The 14,775-nt window shown below is 70.8% G+C and carries 12 protein-coding genes and 1 tRNA gene; 3 read left to right on the top strand and 10 right to left on the bottom strand.

Annotated elements, in window-relative coordinates; genetic code table 11:
- Positions 1–235: 235 nt before the first annotated feature.
- From RI578_RS13550 to RI578_RS13560, 3 genes are all read right to left on the bottom strand, one after another.
- A complete protein-coding gene (locus RI578_RS13550) occupies positions 236–2,053 on the bottom strand; it encodes a tetratricopeptide repeat protein (protein WP_310871324.1) in 1,818 nt (605 codons plus the stop codon).
- Between the two features lie 239 nt (positions 2,054–2,292).
- Positions 2,293–2,366: transfer RNA gene (locus RI578_RS13555), tRNA-Met, on the bottom strand.
- Positions 2,367–2,441: 75 nt separating this feature from the next.
- Complete coding sequence (locus RI578_RS13560; protein ID WP_310875755.1) at positions 2,442–5,426, bottom strand: UPF0182 family protein; 2,985 nt, start codon at positions 5,424–5,426, stop codon at positions 2,442–2,444.
- Between the two features lie 164 nt (positions 5,427–5,590).
- Between RI578_RS13560 and RI578_RS13565 the strand changes: the two genes are divergently transcribed.
- The gene (locus tag RI578_RS13565; RefSeq protein ID WP_310871325.1) at positions 5,591–6,133 is read left to right on the top strand and encodes a PPA1309 family protein; all 543 of its coding nucleotides are present in this window, start codon (positions 5,591–5,593) and stop codon (positions 6,131–6,133) included.
- 32 nt (positions 6,134–6,165) lie between these two features.
- Here RI578_RS13565 and RI578_RS13570 read toward each other — a convergent pair whose 3' ends face one another.
- The 4 genes from RI578_RS13570 to RI578_RS13585 all read right to left on the bottom strand — a co-directional run bounded on the left by RI578_RS13570 (position 6,166) and on the right by RI578_RS13585 (position 9,340).
- Positions 6,166–7,260: a PDZ domain-containing protein gene (locus tag RI578_RS13570; RefSeq protein WP_310871326.1), complete on the bottom strand. Its 1,095-nt coding sequence runs from the start codon at positions 7,258–7,260 to the stop codon at positions 6,166–6,168.
- Positions 7,261–7,315: 55 nt separating this feature from the next.
- Positions 7,316–7,480 carry a hypothetical protein gene (locus tag RI578_RS13575; RefSeq protein ID WP_310871327.1) on the bottom strand — a complete coding sequence of 55 codons (165 nt, stop codon included), beginning with the start codon at positions 7,478–7,480 and terminating at the stop codon, positions 7,316–7,318.
- A 135-nt stretch (positions 7,481–7,615) separates the two neighbouring features.
- Positions 7,616–8,077, bottom strand: a complete 462-nt coding sequence (locus tag RI578_RS13580) for a molybdenum cofactor biosynthesis protein MoaE (RefSeq protein ID WP_310871328.1) — start codon at positions 8,075–8,077, stop codon at positions 7,616–7,618.
- A 141-nt stretch (positions 8,078–8,218) separates the two neighbouring features.
- Positions 8,219–9,340, bottom strand: coding sequence for an SDR family oxidoreductase (locus RI578_RS13585; RefSeq protein ID WP_210960565.1), 1,122 nt, complete (start codon positions 9,338–9,340; stop codon positions 8,219–8,221).
- Between the two features lie 192 nt (positions 9,341–9,532).
- Between RI578_RS13585 and RI578_RS13590 the strand changes: the two genes are divergently transcribed.
- Together RI578_RS13590 and RI578_RS13595 are read left to right on the top strand one after the other, a co-directional pair.
- On the top strand, positions 9,533–10,987 hold the full coding sequence (locus RI578_RS13590; protein WP_310871329.1) for a zinc-dependent metalloprotease: 1,455 nt from the start codon (positions 9,533–9,535) through the stop codon (positions 10,985–10,987).
- On the top strand, positions 10,984–11,499 hold the full coding sequence (locus RI578_RS13595; protein WP_310871330.1) for an NUDIX hydrolase: 516 nt from the start codon (positions 10,984–10,986) through the stop codon (positions 11,497–11,499). The genes RI578_RS13590 and RI578_RS13595 overlap by 4 nt, the downstream gene beginning before the upstream one ends.
- Positions 11,500–11,564: 65 nt before the next feature.
- On the opposite strand, the gene RI578_RS13600 is transcribed toward RI578_RS13595, so the two are convergent.
- The 3 genes from RI578_RS13600 to RI578_RS13610 are packed head-to-tail and all read right to left on the bottom strand — an operon-like array spanning position 11,565 to position 14,774.
- The gene (locus RI578_RS13600) at positions 11,565–12,320 is read right to left on the bottom strand and encodes an AIM24 family protein (RefSeq protein WP_310871331.1); all 756 of its coding nucleotides are present in this window, start codon (positions 12,318–12,320) and stop codon (positions 11,565–11,567) included.
- Positions 12,321–12,337: 17 nt separating this feature from the next.
- Positions 12,338–13,018, bottom strand: coding sequence for an AIM24 family protein (locus RI578_RS13605; RefSeq protein WP_003998089.1), 681 nt, complete (start codon positions 13,016–13,018; stop codon positions 12,338–12,340).
- A 13-nt stretch (positions 13,019–13,031) separates the two neighbouring features.
- Positions 13,032–14,774, bottom strand: a complete 1,743-nt coding sequence (locus RI578_RS13610; RefSeq protein ID WP_310871332.1) for a TerD family protein — start codon at positions 14,772–14,774, stop codon at positions 13,032–13,034.
- Between the last annotated feature and the right edge of the window lies 1 nt (position 14,775).

Here is a 14,775-nt window from a genome sequence, read left to right on the forward strand (position 1 = left end):
ACCCCACGACGAGAAGCAAATCGCCCCGGAACTGCGGGCAGTCACAGCCGCCGTAGCTGCGGGCAGTCGTGCCTCCCCCAGTGCCTGAACGGCCTGGGAGGTACCCCCAGGGGCGGCACGGTTGGGCGCAGCGGCACCCGGGCAGCGCCGGACCACGCGACCCACCCCGCCGCCCCCGGCCAGCGACAACACCGGCGCCTTCGAAGGCACCCCCGGCCCAGCGCAGCGGCACGCGTCACGCCGACAACTCCTGCCGCAACGCGTCCCGCAACCGAGCCGCCCGCTCAGCCACCTCCCGCGGCCCCAGAGACACCGCCCGGTCCGCCCACCGCTGCCCCTCGGCCAGCTCCCCGCGCCGCGCGCAGACCAGCGCCAGCCGCAGCGCCGCCCGTCCGTGCCCGGCGTCCGCCGCCCGGCGCCACCACACGACGGCCTCCGGCTCGCTCCCCTCCCGGGCCAGCAGCAGCCCGAGATTGAACGCGCCGTTGCGCGACCCGGCCTCGGCCGCCTCCCGGTACCAACGCGCCGCCTCCACCACGTCACCGCGGGCCGCGGCCAGCATCCCGACCCGCACCTGGGCCCGCCGGTGCCCCTGGGAGGCCGCCCGCTCGTACCACTCCTCGCACTCGGACTTCTCCTGTGCCGTCTCCCCCAGCTCGTGTGCGGGCGCGGGCGGCCGGCGGGCGTCGAGCAGCGCCGCCAGCCGGTACGCGGCCTCCGCGCTGCCGCCCCCCGCCGCGCACCGCAGGAACCGCTCGGCCTCGCGCTCGTCGCCGTCGCGCAGGCGCGCCATCCCGACCTGCAACGCCGCCTCGGTGTGCCCGGCGGCGGCGGCCCGCTCGTACCAGCGCAGCGCCGCCCGGTCCTCGCTCCGTCCGGCGTGCAGGATCCCGAGGTTGAAGGCGGCGTCGACGCTGCCCGCCTCGGCGGCCTTGGAGAACCACGGCTCGGCGCCGGTCTCGTCCCCGCCGCGCAGCAGCAGGATGGCCAGCGCGTTGGAGGCCTCCCGGTGTCCGGCGTACGCGGCCCGGCGGTACCACTGCTCGGCCTGCGTGGTGCGCCCCTGCTCGGCGCAGAGGAGCCCGAGGTTGTACGCCCCGTTGTCGTCCCCGGCGTCCATGGCCGCCCGGTACCAGCGCTCGGCGGTCTGGGTCTCGCCGCGCTCGGCGTGCAGCGCGCCCAGCGCGTTGGCGGCGTTGCCGTCACCGTCCTGCGCGGCCCGCAGCCACCACACGGCGGCGCTCTCGCTGTCCCCGGCGTCCCGCAGCAGGAAGCCGAGCGCGCAGGCGGCGCGGGCCTCGCCGTCCTTGGCGGACGTCAGGTACCAGCGGCCGGCCTCCTTGAGCTCGCCCCGCTTCTCCAGGATCGTCCCGAGGTGCAGTGCGGCCCGCCGGTGGCCGCGCGCGGCGGCCTGGCGGTACCACTGCTCGGTCTCCTCGGCCGCGGGGGCCGCTGCCCCGTCGTCACCGGCCCGGCCCTGACCGGCGCGCCGGTCCAGCGTCCGGGCCAGCCGGTACGCGGCCTCCCGGTGCCCGCGGTCGGCCGCGGCCCGCATCCACCGCTCGGCGCCGGCGTCGTCGCCGCGGTGCTCCAGCAGGTCGGCGAGCGCGTAGGCGCCCAGCACATGGCCCTGCTCGGCGGACTGGCACAGCCAGTACTCGGCGGCGGGCTCGTCCCCGCGCTCGCGGAAGTGCCGCCCCAGCGCGTGGGCGGCCGCGGCGGACCCGGCGACGGCGGCGATCCGCCACCATCCGGCGGCCTCGTCGGCGTATCCGCGCTGGTGCAGCAGGACGCCCAGGTTGTTGGCGGCGGCCCGGTCACCGGCCGCGGTGGCGGCACGCAGATGGGACTCGGCTCCGTCGAAGTCGCCGCGGCGCAGCAGCATCGCGCCGAGGACGCTCATCGCCTCCGCCTCGCCGGCTTCGACGGCGAGCCGCAGGCGCACTTCCTCGGCAGCCTCGTCGGCGGCCTCCTGGGCCTCGTCCGCGGCTTCCTCCTGACCGGACGGCTGCGCAAAACGCCCTGTCCCGAACAGATTTGCCATGTCCCCCATAACGTCCATCGTCGCACCACCTGCAACCTGGGTACATCCGGTATACCGCAGCCAGTGAGGTCACTTCAGCGTTTTGTCGACATGCCCACAGGGAGACAAGTCAAACACAGATCTCCCCAACTCCCCTTGGCGGCGCGGCCGTAGCCCTCACCGGCACATGCGTTCGCACATCACAAAGGCCCGGATCCCTTTCGGAATCCGGGCCTTCATGGTCGTTCGCACGTAGCTCACGACTTCAGTAGCGGGGACAGGATTTGAACCTGCGACCTCTGGGTTATGAGCCCAGCGAGCTACCGAGCTGCTCCACCCCGCGCCGTTGTGTTCACAACCCTAGCACGGCGCGGGATGGGCTTTGACCAGCTCTAACGCTCAGCTCGAAGCAACGGGGTCAGCCGCTGCCCTGGCCCGAGCCGGAATCGCCGGTGGGGTCCGGACTCGGACTGGCCTTGCCGTCCTCGCCCTTGTCCCCGTTCTTGTCGTCCCTGTTCTTGCCGCCGCTCTCGTCGGCCTGGGCCTGCGCGTCCTCGGCGCGTTGCAGAGCCTCCTCCAGATCCTTCTGCGCCTCCGCGTACGCGGCGAGGTCCTTCTGTTCCAGCGCCTTCTGGCCGGCGTCGAAGGCCTTCTGCGCGTCACTGAGCGCTTCCCGGACCGTCGGGTTGCTGGAGGTCGGCGGTGGCTCGGTGGTGTCCTCGCCCTCGTCCGGTGGTGGCTGGGTCGAGCCTCCCTCCGCCTCACCGAAGACCTTGGCGAGGGCCTCGTCGAGCGTGTTCTCGAAGGCGGTGTTGCCCCCGTAGCTCACCAGGACCTTGCGCAGCAGCGGGTACTTGAGGTCCCCACCGCGCACATAGACCGGCTCGACGTACAACAGGCCGCCGTCGAGCGGCACCGTCAGCAGGTTGCCGTACTCGACCTCGGAGTCGCCGCCTCTCAGCAGCCTGATGGTCTCGGCGATGTCCTGCTCGGAGTTCAACTGGCTCTGGACCTGTTTCGGTCCGTTGACGGTCGTACTGGTCGGCAGTTTCAGGATTCTGATCTTGCCGTAGCCCTCTGTCCCGGCCTCGGCGTCGACCGCCATGAACGCGCTGAGGTTGTCACGCCCGTTGGGCGTGAACGTCGTCGTGAGCGAGAACGCCTGTTGCTTCTGATCGGGCATCTTCATGCTCAGGTAGTACGGCGGTACCGCGTCGCCCGACTTGTTGGTCGGGTCGTCCGGCACCTGCCACACCTCGCTGCCGCTGAGGAAGGTGTTGGCGTCCTTCACGTGGTAGCGCGTGAGCAGCTCGCGCTGGACCTTGAACAGGTCCTGCGGGTAGCGCAGATGCGCCATCAGCTTGTCGGAGATCTCGCTCTTGTCCTGCACCGTGTTCGGGAACGCCTTCATCCAGGTCTTGAGGACCGGGTCCTTGGTGTCCCACTGGTAGAGCTTGACGTCACCGCTGTACGCGTCGACGGTCGCCTTCACGGAGTTGCGGATGTAGTTGACCTGGTTCTGCTGGGCCACCACCGCGCGCTGGTCGTTGGCCGCGGTCAGCGAGTCCGCGGTCGTGTCGCCGAGCGTCGTACGCGAGGCGTACGGATAGCCGTTCGTCGTCGTGTACGCGTCGACGATCCACTGGATACGGCCGTCCACCACCGCCGGGTAGGCGTCGCCGTCGATGGTCAGCCACGGGGCGACCGCCTCGACGCGCTCCTTGGGCGTGCGGTTGTACAGGATCCGCGAGCCCTCGCCGATCGCACCGGAGTAGAGGATCTGCGGCTCGCTGAACGCTGCCGCGTACGCCGCCCGGTTGATCGGGCTGGACAGGTCCACCCCGCCGTCGCCCTTGTAGCTGAACGTCTTCTCGCCGTTGTCGTCGGAGTAGTCGATCTCCTTCTGGGGACCGCCGACGATCGAGTACGTGCTGGTCTTCTCGCCGTAGTAGATCCGCTGCTCGTACGTCCCGAGGTCGCCCTTGGAGGGCAGGTCGGACTCGGTGAAGACCGGACGGCCCTCGGAGTCGACCTCGGTGCCCTTGGCCGCGACCACTCCGTAGCCGTGGGTGTAGCGGAAGTGGTTGTTGATCCAGTTCTTCTTCGGGATGCCGGCCAGGTTCAGCTCGCGCAGACCGATGACCGTGTCCTGGTCCTTGCCGTCCTTGGCGTAGCGGTCGACGTCCAGGTTGTTCGGGAACGCGTAGTAGTTCCTCATCTGCTGGAGTTGCTGGAACGTCGGCGAGATGACGTTCGGGTCCATGATCCGGATGGACGCGGCGGCGTCCACGTCGTCACGGAGCTTGGTCTGGTCCTTGGTCTGGCTCACGCCCGGGTACTCGGTGACCTGGGTGCCCTCGATGCCGTAGGCGTCGCGCGTCGCCTTGAGGTTCTTCTCGACGTACGGCGCCTCCTTGGCCTGCTCGTTCGGCTGGACCTGGAACTTCTGGACCAGCGCCGGGTACAGACCGCCGATGAGGATCGCGGAGAGCACCATCAGGCCGAGGCCGATCACGGGCAGCTGCCAGGTGCGCCGCCAGATGGTGGCGAAGAACAGCAGCGCGCAGATGACGGCGATGCAGAACAGGATCGTCTTGGCCGGCAGGTAGGCGTTGGCGTCGACGTACCTCAGACCGGTCCAGCTGTCGGTCGCCTTGAAGTCGCTGGACTTCACCGCCAGCCCGTACCGGTCCAGCCAGTAGGCGACCGCCTTGAGGGCGACGAAGACGCCGATGAGCACCGACAGGTGCCCGGTGGCCGCGGCCGTGGCGCGCGCGCCCGGGCTGGTGACGCGGAGCCCGCCGTACAGGTAGTGGGTGAGCGCGGCGGCGATCACTGAGATGATCACGGCGGCGAAGCCGAAGCCGAGCAGGAACCGGTACCAGGGCAGGTCGAAGGCGTAGAAGGAGACGTCCAGCTTGAACTGGGGGTCCTTCTGCCCGAAGGGCACGCCGTTGACCCACATCAGCCAGGTCCGCCACTGACCGGAGGCCGAGGCGCCGGCGATCAGGCCGACCAGGGCCGTGATGCCGAGCAGCAGCCACTTCTTGTACGGGGCGATGCCCATCCGGTACCGGTCGAGGTTCTGCTGCTCCATCGACATGGCGCTCAGCGGCGGCCGCAGCCGGTGGGCCAGCCAGATGTTGAACCCGACGGCGAGTGCCATCAGCAGACCGAAGACGAAGAAAAGTCCGATTTTGGTCCACAGGGTCGTCGTGAACACCGACGAGTAGTGGACCGACCGATACCAGAGCCAGTCCGTCCAGAATCCCGCGAACATGGTGAAGGCCATGGCGAGCACGGCAAGGACACCAAGTGTCATCAGCAGGGTTCGGACACGCCGGGACGGGCGGCCCACTCTGATCCGCGGCCCCGTCGGGGGGCCTCCGCCGCGGTCCGGCATCTGGAAAGCCAAGGTGCGCACCTCGAAGTTCGCTGTTGATCCGTCAGGCCCTCGGGTTCGTGGGCCCCCCGTGCGCCCCCGTGATCGTGGGCCCACACCTATGCAACTTACTCATCGTTTACTCGGTTCCCGATTCGGGCCAGTAACGAGGCAGGATTGTGACTATGTCCAACACCCCCATGGCAGCGAGCCCCCTTACCCGGGCCGTACTCGAGATCGACGAGTACGTCTCCGGCCTCGGCTGGGACCAGCCCGCACGCCTCTTTGCACTTGTCGACACCGCACGGCTGAGGACCGATCAGCCCTCGCTCGCGGACCGGCTCGGTCTGCGGGACGAGCCGGAGAGCTCCGGCCTGACCCCGATCGAGCAGGATGAGATTCCAACGGACCAGCCGCTCGACGAGTTCCTGGGCACCATCGCCTGGCCCGACGCGGTCGTCGGCTGCGCGCTCGCGGTGGAACGCCTGATGCTGCCGCCGTCCGCCGAGGCCCAGGTCCCCGAGGGTCTGAACGAGACGAAGCTGGCGCAGTGGGTGGCGGAGCACCCCGACCGCCAGGAGGTCCGCATGACGGTCGCGGTCCTGCGCGACGGTGCCCGCGACTCGGCCCTGCGCCTGCGGGAGAAGGACGCCGCCACGGAGGTCCTCACGGGCTCCGACCTGGTGCCGGGGCTGGCCCAGGCCCTGACGGCGACCTTCGAGGAGTAGCCCCGAGGGGCTCTACGCGGCTGCTCGGTCCGTCATCCGGTCGGGCACTTCGGCAGGTCGGCGGTCTTCCCGGAGCGGATGTCCTTCAGCGCGCCGAGGGCGTCGTCGATGGTGTCCACCTTCACGAGGGTGAGCCCGTCGGGGATGTCCTCGGCGGCGGCCGCGCAGTTGTCGGCAGGCGTCAGGAAGTACCGGGCGCCCTTGTCGCGTGCGCCGATGGTCTTCATTCCGATGCCGCCGATCGGGCCGACCTTGCCGTTGTCGTCGATCGTCCCGGTGCCGGCGACGAACTTGCCGCCGGTCAGGTCGCCCGGAGTGAGCTTGTCGTAGATACCGAGGGCGAACATCAGGCCGGCGCTCGGGCCGCCGACGTCGGCCAGCTTGATGTCGATGGAGAACGGGAACGTGTGATCGGTCCCCGCGGAGATCCCGACGATGGCGCGCTTCTCGCCGGCGTCGTCGGAGGTCGCGGTGGTGATCTTGACCTGCTGCGTCTCGGTCGGCGTCCGGCCCTCCTTCTCCGCGGCGGCCTGCTCCTTGGCGGGCACGATCGTGAAGTCGACGTCCTCTCCGGGTTCGCGCTCGGTCACCAGCTCGGCGACGTCGGCGGGCTTCCTGACGGTCTTACCGTCCACCGCTTTGATCACGTCTCCGGCGTGCAGCCGGCCCTCGGCCGGGGAGTCCTTGACGACCGTGGAGACGACCACCCAGGACTTCACCGGGATGTCGAGTGCCTTCAGGGCCGCGACCTTGGCGCTCTCCTGGGACTGGCTGAACTCCTCGGCGTTCTCCTGCGTGGCCTCTTCCTCGGTCTTGCCGTCCGGGTAGAGGGTCTCGTGCGGCACCACGCGGTTGTCGTGCGCCAGCCAGCCGTAGACCGCCTCCACGAGGTTCATCTTGTACTCGGCGCTGGTGACCCGGACGGTGGTCATGTTCAGGTGGCCGCTCGCCTCATAGATCTTGTGCCCGTCGATCTGCAGCACCGGCTCGCCGTCGTGATCCCCAAGGGTGTTCACCGTCGGCCCCGGGGACATCTCCGAGTACGGCACGGGGATGAACACACCCGCGCACAGGAGCGCGATCAGCATCAGGGTGGAGGCGAGCATCGTCGCGGTGCGGCGTGGCATGGCACGACAGTACGGGACAGAGCTGTCAGAACACCGTCAGGGCTGCGCCGTCCGGTCAGGCCCCGGTGCGGGGCCTCTCCATGGCCTCGCGGAAGCGGGCGTACCCGTCCAGCTCGGGCCCGTCGCTCCGCGCCTTGCGAGTCCGATTGGCCCAACTGCCCCACAGACCCGCGCCGACAGCCGCCACAAGCGGAATCAGCAACCAGGCAAGCGCTGCCATGCCGACCTCCCAACCCATGCGCGTCCGCGACTGACTGATCAGCAGATTAACCATCCGCAGTGACAACGCTCACGCCGGGGGGTCGGTTACGCAACCGGAGCTACGCGTGGTGACGCAAGGGTGTTCGTGACGCCTTCAGCAGGCGCCCACCCATTCCTCGGTCCCGTCGGAGAAGGTCTGGTGCTTCCAGATGGGCACTTCGTGCTTCAGGTCGTCGATCAGCTTCCGGCAGGCGTCGAAGGCCTCGCCCCGGTGCGGGCAGGACACGGCGACGACCACGGCGAGATCCCCGACCTCCAGGTCACCCACACGGTGGACCGCCGCGAGCGCCCGTACGGGGTACTCCGCGACGACCTTCTCGGCGATCCGCCGCATCTCGGCCTCGGCGCTGGGGTGGCAGGAGTACCCGAGCCGGTCGACGTCGGTCCCGCCGTCGTGGTCGCGCACCGTCCCCACGAACAGCGCGGTCCCGCCGGCCGCGTCGTCCCCGACGGCCCGGAAGACCTCGTCCACGGAGAGGGGCGTCTCCCGGATGCCGATCAGCTTGACGGGGTCCGGCGCGGCCAGCTCACCGGGGTGGTCGTTCGTGGTTGCCATACGCCCATCGTGCCCCACGGCACGGACGGCGCGGAATAGCGCTATCACCCGGCACGCGCGCGTACCGCTTTGGAGCCTCCTACAGGGATCCGTGGCCGGTCGGTACGGGGCAGGAGTCCGGGTGACGCCACGGCGCCCGCGTCAGATCCTGCGCCGCGCCTTCCGGGCCCGGCGCACCACCGCGGCCGCGCCCAGCAGCGCCACCGTCGCGCCCGCGGCTCCCGCCGCCGTCGCGTCCTTGCGTCCGAGGCGCCGCCCGGCGACCGTGTGCCGCCCGGAGACCTCCTCCAGCAGCTCCGCGAGCACCTCCTCGTTGGTGTACTTCGGCCGCCATCCGGCGTCGTGCAGCCGGCTGCCGCTCACCACCCAGGGGTACATCGTGTACGCCAGGTCCCCGGCCGGGGACGGCGTCAGCCCGATCCGGTGCAGCCGGGCCGCCGCGCCGAGCGCGACCGCCGACGGCAGCTCCATCCGCCGGATCCCGCTGAGCTCCTCGACCTCCTCCTGCTCCAGCCATCCGTCGCAGCCGACGGCCAGTTCCCCCTCGGCCTTCTCCAGCACGGCGTACTCCAGGGCGCTGCACAGGTCGTCGACGTGGCAGAACTGCCAGGCCGGCCGCGACCCGGCCACGACCAGCAGCCTGGGCGACTCGAAGTACCTGGTCAGCGCGGTGTCCATGCCTCCGATCAGCACCGCGGGCCGGACGACGGTCACATTGAGTCCAGGGTGCGCGCGGGGCGCGCGCCGGGCGAGCCGTTCGATCTCCAGCAGGTCCCCGACCCCCGTGGCCTCGGCCGTGGCGCGCAGCTCGGCGTCCTCGGACAGCGGCAGCTCGTTCTCCGGGAGGGCGCCGTAGACCATCGCGGAGGTACAGAGCACGACGCGGTGCACGCCGGCCGCCGCGGCGGCGGTCAGGACGGTCTGCGTCCCCCGGACGTTGTAAGCCGTCCGGGCGGCCGCGTCGGTCTCCAGATCGAGGTCGAGCGCCAGGTGCACCACGACGTCCGCACCACGCAGTTTCTCGGCGATGGCCGGGTCCCGTACGTCCAGGATCTGCCACTGTGCCGCCGCGCACTCACCGCGCCGTTCGTCGATGGCCACGACCTGTCTGACCTCGTCGGACGCGGCGAGCCGCTCGGTGAGCAGCGCCCCTACGCCGGACGCGGCACCGGTGACCGCGACGACGGGTCCGCGCGCGCCGGAGCGGGCGGAACTGGTTGACTGGTTTCGCGCTGCGCGAACCTGCGGATCTGGGGAACTCACCGGGCGTCTCCAGCGGTTGTCTTCAGTACGGGCGCGAGCGACGCGTACGTACCAGGTGGCATCCATCCTGCCGCAGGCCGTCAGTCGGCGAAGCACCGAGGCCCGAACCGCCCCGGGTGTCTACGCTGGGTGGTGAAGTCGGGCAGCCGTGCCGCCGGAAAGAACCGGCGGCCCTACCAGCCGAGGAACCCCGTGAGTGACACCCCATTCGGATTCGGCCTTCCGCCGGAGGAGCCGGACGACGGCGACGAAGGCAAGAAGAAGGACCAGCAGGGCGGCGGTGGTCAGGGACCGGCCAACCCGTTCGGATTCGGGACGCCCGGAGCCGGAGGCTTCGGCGGCCCCGGTGCGGACAACCCGTTCGCTGCCATGTTCGGTTCCATGAACCCCAACGACCTGGGCGCCGCGTTCCAGCAGCTGGGCCAGATGCTCTCCTACGAGGGCGGCCCGGTGAACTGGGACATGGCCAAGCAGATCGCCCGCCAGACGGTCTCCCAGGGCACGCCGGACGGCACGAAGGACGCCAGCGTCGGCCCCGCCGAGCGCAATGCCGTCCAGGAGGCCGTCCGCCTGGCCGACCTGTGGCTGGACGACGCGACCGCCCTGCCCTCCGGCGCGGGCACCGCCGTGGCCTGGAGCCGCGCGGAGTGGGTCGAGGCGACCCTGCCCGCCTGGCGTGAGCTGGTCGACCCGGTCGCCGAGCGCGTCGGCACCGCCATGGGCGACGTGCTGCCCGAGGAGATGCAGGCCATGGCCGGCCCGCTGATCGGCATGATGCGGTCCATGGGCGGCGCCATGTTCGGCACGCAGATCGGACAGGCCGTCGGCGTGCTCGCCGGCGAGGTCGTCGGCTCGACCGACGTGGGCCTGCCGCTCGGCCCGGCCGGCAAGGCCGCGCTGCTCCCGGTGAACATCGAGGCGTTCGGCAAGGACCTCGGCGTGTCGCAGGAGGAGGTGCGGCTGTACCTCGCCCTGCGCGAGGCCGCCCACCAGCGCCTCTTCGCGCACGTGCCGTGGCTGCGCTCGCACCTGTTCGGCGCGGTCGACGGCTACGCGCGCGGGATCAAGGTCGACACGGCCAAGCTGGAGGACGTGGTCGGCCAGTTCGACCCGCAGAACCCCGAGCAGCTGCAGGAGGCTCTCCAGCAGGGCATGTTCCAGCCGGAGGACACCCCGGAGCAGAAGGCGGCCCTGGCCCGCCTGGAGACGGCTCTGGCGCTCGTCGAGGGTTGGGTGGACGCGGTGGTGCACGCCGCCGCGAAGCCGCGCCTGTCCTCCGCCGACGCGCTGCGCGAGACGCTGCGCCGCCGTCGCGCCTCGGGCGGACCGGCGGAGCAGACCTTCGCCACGCTGATCGGCCTGGAGCTGCGCCCGCGCCGCCTGCGCGACGCCTCCCGTCTGTGGGCGTCCCTGACGGACGCGCGCGGTGTCGACGGCCGGGACGGCCTGTGGGCCCACCCGGACATGCTGCCGACCGCGACCGACCTGGACGACCCGGACGGCTTCGTCCACCGTGAGCAGCTCGACTTCTCCGAGCTGGACAAGATGCTCGGCGAGGCGGCCGGCAAGCCCGACCTGAAGAAGCAGGACGAGAAGGACGAGAAGGGCCGGGACGACGCCGACGGCAAGGGCGACGGCACCGAGTGAGCCTCCACGACGACGCGGTCCTGGTCCTGAAGGCGTACGAGGGCCAGGACGAGCTGCGCCAGGTCTACCTGGACCACCTCGCGGAGCATCCGGACGGCATGTGGAAGGCCTGCGGGGACGGACACATCACGGCGAGCGCCCTGGTGATCGACCCGTCGCGCGGGCGGGTCCTGCTGACCCTCCACAAGAAGCTGCGCATGTGGCTGCAGATGGGCGGCCACTGCGAGCCGGTCGACGAGACGCTGGCGCGGGCCGCGCTGCGCGAGGGGACCGAGGAGTCCGGCATCGCCGGTCTGACCCTGGTCCCCTGCGGCCCGGTGCGGCTGGACCGCCACCACACGCCCTGCGCCTGGCACCTGGACGTCCAGTACGCGGCGGTGGCTCCGGAGGGGGCCGTGGAGGCGATCAGTGACGAGTCCCTCGACCTGCGCTGGTTCCCGTACGCCGAGGTCGCGGACGTGGCCGACGAGTCGGTCGTACGCCTGCTGGAGGCGGCTCGCGCCCGGCTCTGAACCGGGTAAGGGGTGACCGCCCTTGCGATCACCCCTTACAAGCCGTGCGACACGGCGCCGCGCGCTCAGCTCCAGACGTTGCCCTGGTTCTGACCGCGGGCGCCCTGCTGGCCCATGCCGTACTGCGCGGCGATCCCCTGCCCGAGCTGGGCGTTCTGCGGGGGCAGCAGCTCGCTGGGCTGGACGAGCGCGAAGCCGCTGCCCATGAAGCTGAGCTCCCAGCCCTCACCGGTGCTGCCGCGGCGCCGCCACACTCCGGAGGAGTGCGTCTGGGCCTGCATCTGCACGCGCAGACCGGTGGACCAGGCGACGATCGCGTCGGCGTCGCAGTTGACGTACTTGTCGGGTGTCACCTGCATCAGCAGCGGGGCGCCCGAGGTCATCAGGGCGACCTTGCCCCGGCCGGTGATGTTGAGCTGGTACTTCCCCGAGCCGGAGATGCCGTACAGGCTGTCGACCGCGATGACCTCGTGGTGCAGGGACGAGTCCATCGCCAGCACGTAGCTGCTGTCGACGGTGAGGCCCTCCTGGTCGACCTCCATCACGTGGATGCACTGGGCGAGGTTGGCGAAGAAGACCGTGCCCTGCCCGTGGCAGCGCATCAGGTCCAGGCCCTCACCGGTGTGCGCACGCGCGCGTGACTGGTTGTTGCTCTGGTACTCGGCGTCGAACTCGACGAGTCCCTGGTAGGCGACCATCGTGCCCTTGCGGGCGAGCACGTCGTCGTGGCCCTCCAGGGCGACGCGCAGCATGTGCTTGTTCTGCAGGCTCCAGGCTTCCTGGGTCTGCTGGTCGTTGTAGGCGAAAAGCGGGCTCTGCATGATGTTCTGGCTCCCCCTCAGCCCCGGGCCCGGAGGCGGTCGGTGCTGTCCTCGCTGGGCTGGACGACGACGATGCCCTGACCGGAGAAGGCCATCTGGTAGGCCTCGCCGCTGCCGCGGCCGATCAGCGACTGCGCCTTGAAGCTGCGCTTGCCCTTCACCTTGAGGTTCGGGGACCAGGCGACGAGCGCGTCCGGGTCGACGTACGTCTCGTCCTCGCCACCGCCGCAGTCGACCACGATCGGCTTGCCCCGGGAGGTGAGCGCGACCCAGCCCTGACCGGAGATCTTGGTGTTCCACAGCCCCTGTCCGGCGAACTTCGCCAGGCCCTTGACCCGCTCCACACCCCATGTGAGATGGGCGTCGAAGGCGAGCAGGTTGGTGGCGTTGACGGAGATCCCGTCGCCGTTGAGGTTGATGACGACGACGTTCGCACCGTAGTCGGCGAGGTAGAGCAGTCCGTCGCCGGAGCACTTCATCAGGGGCGCGCCCTCGCCGGTCATCCAGTCCTTCGCGATCTGGCGGACGGCAGGCGGATTGGGCTCGTACTGGACGAAGCCCTCGTAGGCGACCATCGAGCCCACGCGCGCGAGGAGGTCGTTCCCGGTCTGCATGGCGACCTTCAGCATGTGGTTGCCGTGGTTCTCCATGCGTGCGGTGACCGGTGCGGGGGCGTAGCCCGCGAGCGGCTGGTTCATGTCGGGCTCTCCCTCAGATCTCGTACGGCTGGACGATGACGAAGTTGCCGGGCGCCGCCCGGAACTGCAGGTTGACGCTCTCGCCCGTGTCGCCCGCGTAGGAGTTCCGGCGCATCCGCACCTGGCTGGAGACGACCACCTGGGCGGCTGCCGACCAGGCGACGACGGCGTTGCAGTCGGCGAACGTGGTGGGCGTGACCGGCAGCACCACGGGCACGCCGTGCGTCTTGACGACGATCGTGCCGGTGCCCTGGAACTGCATCGTGAACAGCGCGCCACCGGGGATGCCGTGTCCCTCGATGCGGCGGACCTCGTACTGGAGGCTCTCGTCGAAGGCGAGGACGTTCTCCGCGGAGACGCAGATGGCGTCGCCCTGGAGTTCGATGGGGTGCAGCATCGCGGAGTTGTCGGCGAGGAACACCTGTCCCTTGCCGGTGCAGCGCATGAGCTGCATCTCCTGGCCGGTGGCGTTGCCCACGACCCGGCCGGCGAACCCGGCGCCCTTGTAGCTGAAGTCGACCTTGCCCTGGTAGAGCACCATGCTGCCCTGCCGGGCCAGCACGGGGTGGCCTTCCGCGCCGAGGTCGACGCGGACCAGCTTCTTGTTCTGCTGGGTCCAGCGCTGTCCGGTCGCCGTCTCCTTGAACTGCTGGAGCGCGGCCATCACCCCGGCGCCCTGCGGCGTGCCCTGGGGCATGCCCTGCGGGGCCTGCTGGCCGTAGCCGGGGGGCGGAGCGGGTTGTCCGTAACCCTGCGGCGGGGTCGGCTGGCCGTAGCCCGGAGGCGGGGTCGGCTGGCCGTAACCGGGCGGCGGAGCCGGGGCCTGGGGGGCCTGCGGCTGGCCGTAGCCGGGAGGCGGCGGGGCGCTCTGGCCGGGGACCTGACCGTACGGCGGCTGCTGCCCGGGCTGGCCCGGCTGGCCGTACGGCGCGGGTGACGGGGCCGGGGGCGGCACCGGGGAGCCGCCGGGCGGCGTGTTCATGGGCGCGACGATGGTCTGCGCGGCGTGCACGTCGGGCCCGGGCGCCGGGGCGGGCGGCGTGGCGCCGGGCGGAGGGGCGAAGCCCTGCGGAGCGGGCTGCGCGGGGGCAGGAGCCGGGGCCGGGGCGGGCGCCGGGGCGGTGGGCGCGCCGAACGCCGGCGGCGCCGAGGCCTGGGCGGGCGGGGCGAAGCCCGGGGCGGCGCCGGTCTGCGGCTGCTGCGCCTGCTGCGGCTCGGGCGCCTCCTCCTCGGCGACCTCGCCGCCGAAGTTCCTCAGCAGCGCGTCCAGCCCGCCGTCGAAGCCCTGGCCGACGGCGGCGAAACGCCACACGTCCTTCAGATAGAAGTCGCCCAGCATCACGGCGCGCTCGGTGGAGAACTCCGAGCCGCTGAACGGATACCGGGCCACCTCCTCGCCGCCCGCGACGATCCGGATGTATCCGGGACCGACCTGCGACATCTGTCCGGCGCCGTCGATCGTCGCCGTGAAGGACAGCTTCTGTACCTGCGGCGGGATCCTGTCGAGGGTGACCCGGAAGGACTCCGTGTCACCCGCCTGCGCACCCAGGAGCTGGATGGACTCCTCGGGGGTCTTCGGTTGATTGAAGAATACGAAGTACCGGTCGTCCGACAACCGCTCGTCGGCGTCGAGACCGAAGCAGCTGATGTCGAAGCTCAGTCCGGGGCCGGAGATCTGCACGCCTACGTACAGATCCGTGCCCGCGGTGAGGTCACTGATCCTGGCCTTGTGGCCGCGTTGGAATTCCCTGGCCATG

Origin of the sequence: Streptomyces sp. BB1-1-1, assembly GCF_031597775.1 — a bacterium.
Taxonomy (GTDB): Bacteria; Actinomycetota; Actinomycetes; order Streptomycetales; family Streptomycetaceae; genus Streptomyces; species Streptomyces thinghirensis.

Excerpts from the sequence above, each read along its gene's own strand:
- RI578_RS13570 (WP_310871326.1), bottom strand. The coding sequence starts at position 7,260 with ATGCCACGCCGCACCGCGACGATGCTCGCCTCCACCCTGATGCTGATC.
- RI578_RS13580 (WP_310871328.1), bottom strand. The coding sequence starts at position 8,077 with ATGGCAACCACGAACGACCACCCCGGTGAGCTGGCCGCGCCGGACCCC.
- RI578_RS13610 (WP_310871332.1), bottom strand. The coding sequence starts at position 14,774 with ATGGCCAGGGAATTCCAACGCGGCCACAAGGCCAGGATCAGTGACCTC.
- RI578_RS13550 (WP_310871324.1), bottom strand. The coding sequence starts at position 2,053 with ATGGGGGACATGGCAAATCTGTTCGGGACAGGGCGTTTTGCGCAGCCG.
- RI578_RS13575 (WP_310871327.1), bottom strand. The coding sequence starts at position 7,480 with ATGGCAGCGCTTGCCTGGTTGCTGATTCCGCTTGTGGCGGCTGTCGGC.
- RI578_RS13560 (WP_310875755.1), bottom strand. The coding sequence starts at position 5,426 with ATGCCGGACCGCGGCGGAGGCCCCCCGACGGGGCCGCGGATCAGAGTG.
- RI578_RS13600 (WP_310871331.1), bottom strand. The coding sequence starts at position 12,320 with ATGCAGAGCCCGCTTTTCGCCTACAACGACCAGCAGACCCAGGAAGCC.
- RI578_RS13565 (WP_310871325.1), top strand. The coding sequence starts at position 5,591 with ATGTCCAACACCCCCATGGCAGCGAGCCCCCTTACCCGGGCCGTACTC.
- RI578_RS13605 (WP_003998089.1), bottom strand. The coding sequence starts at position 13,018 with ATGAACCAGCCGCTCGCGGGCTACGCCCCCGCACCGGTCACCGCACGC.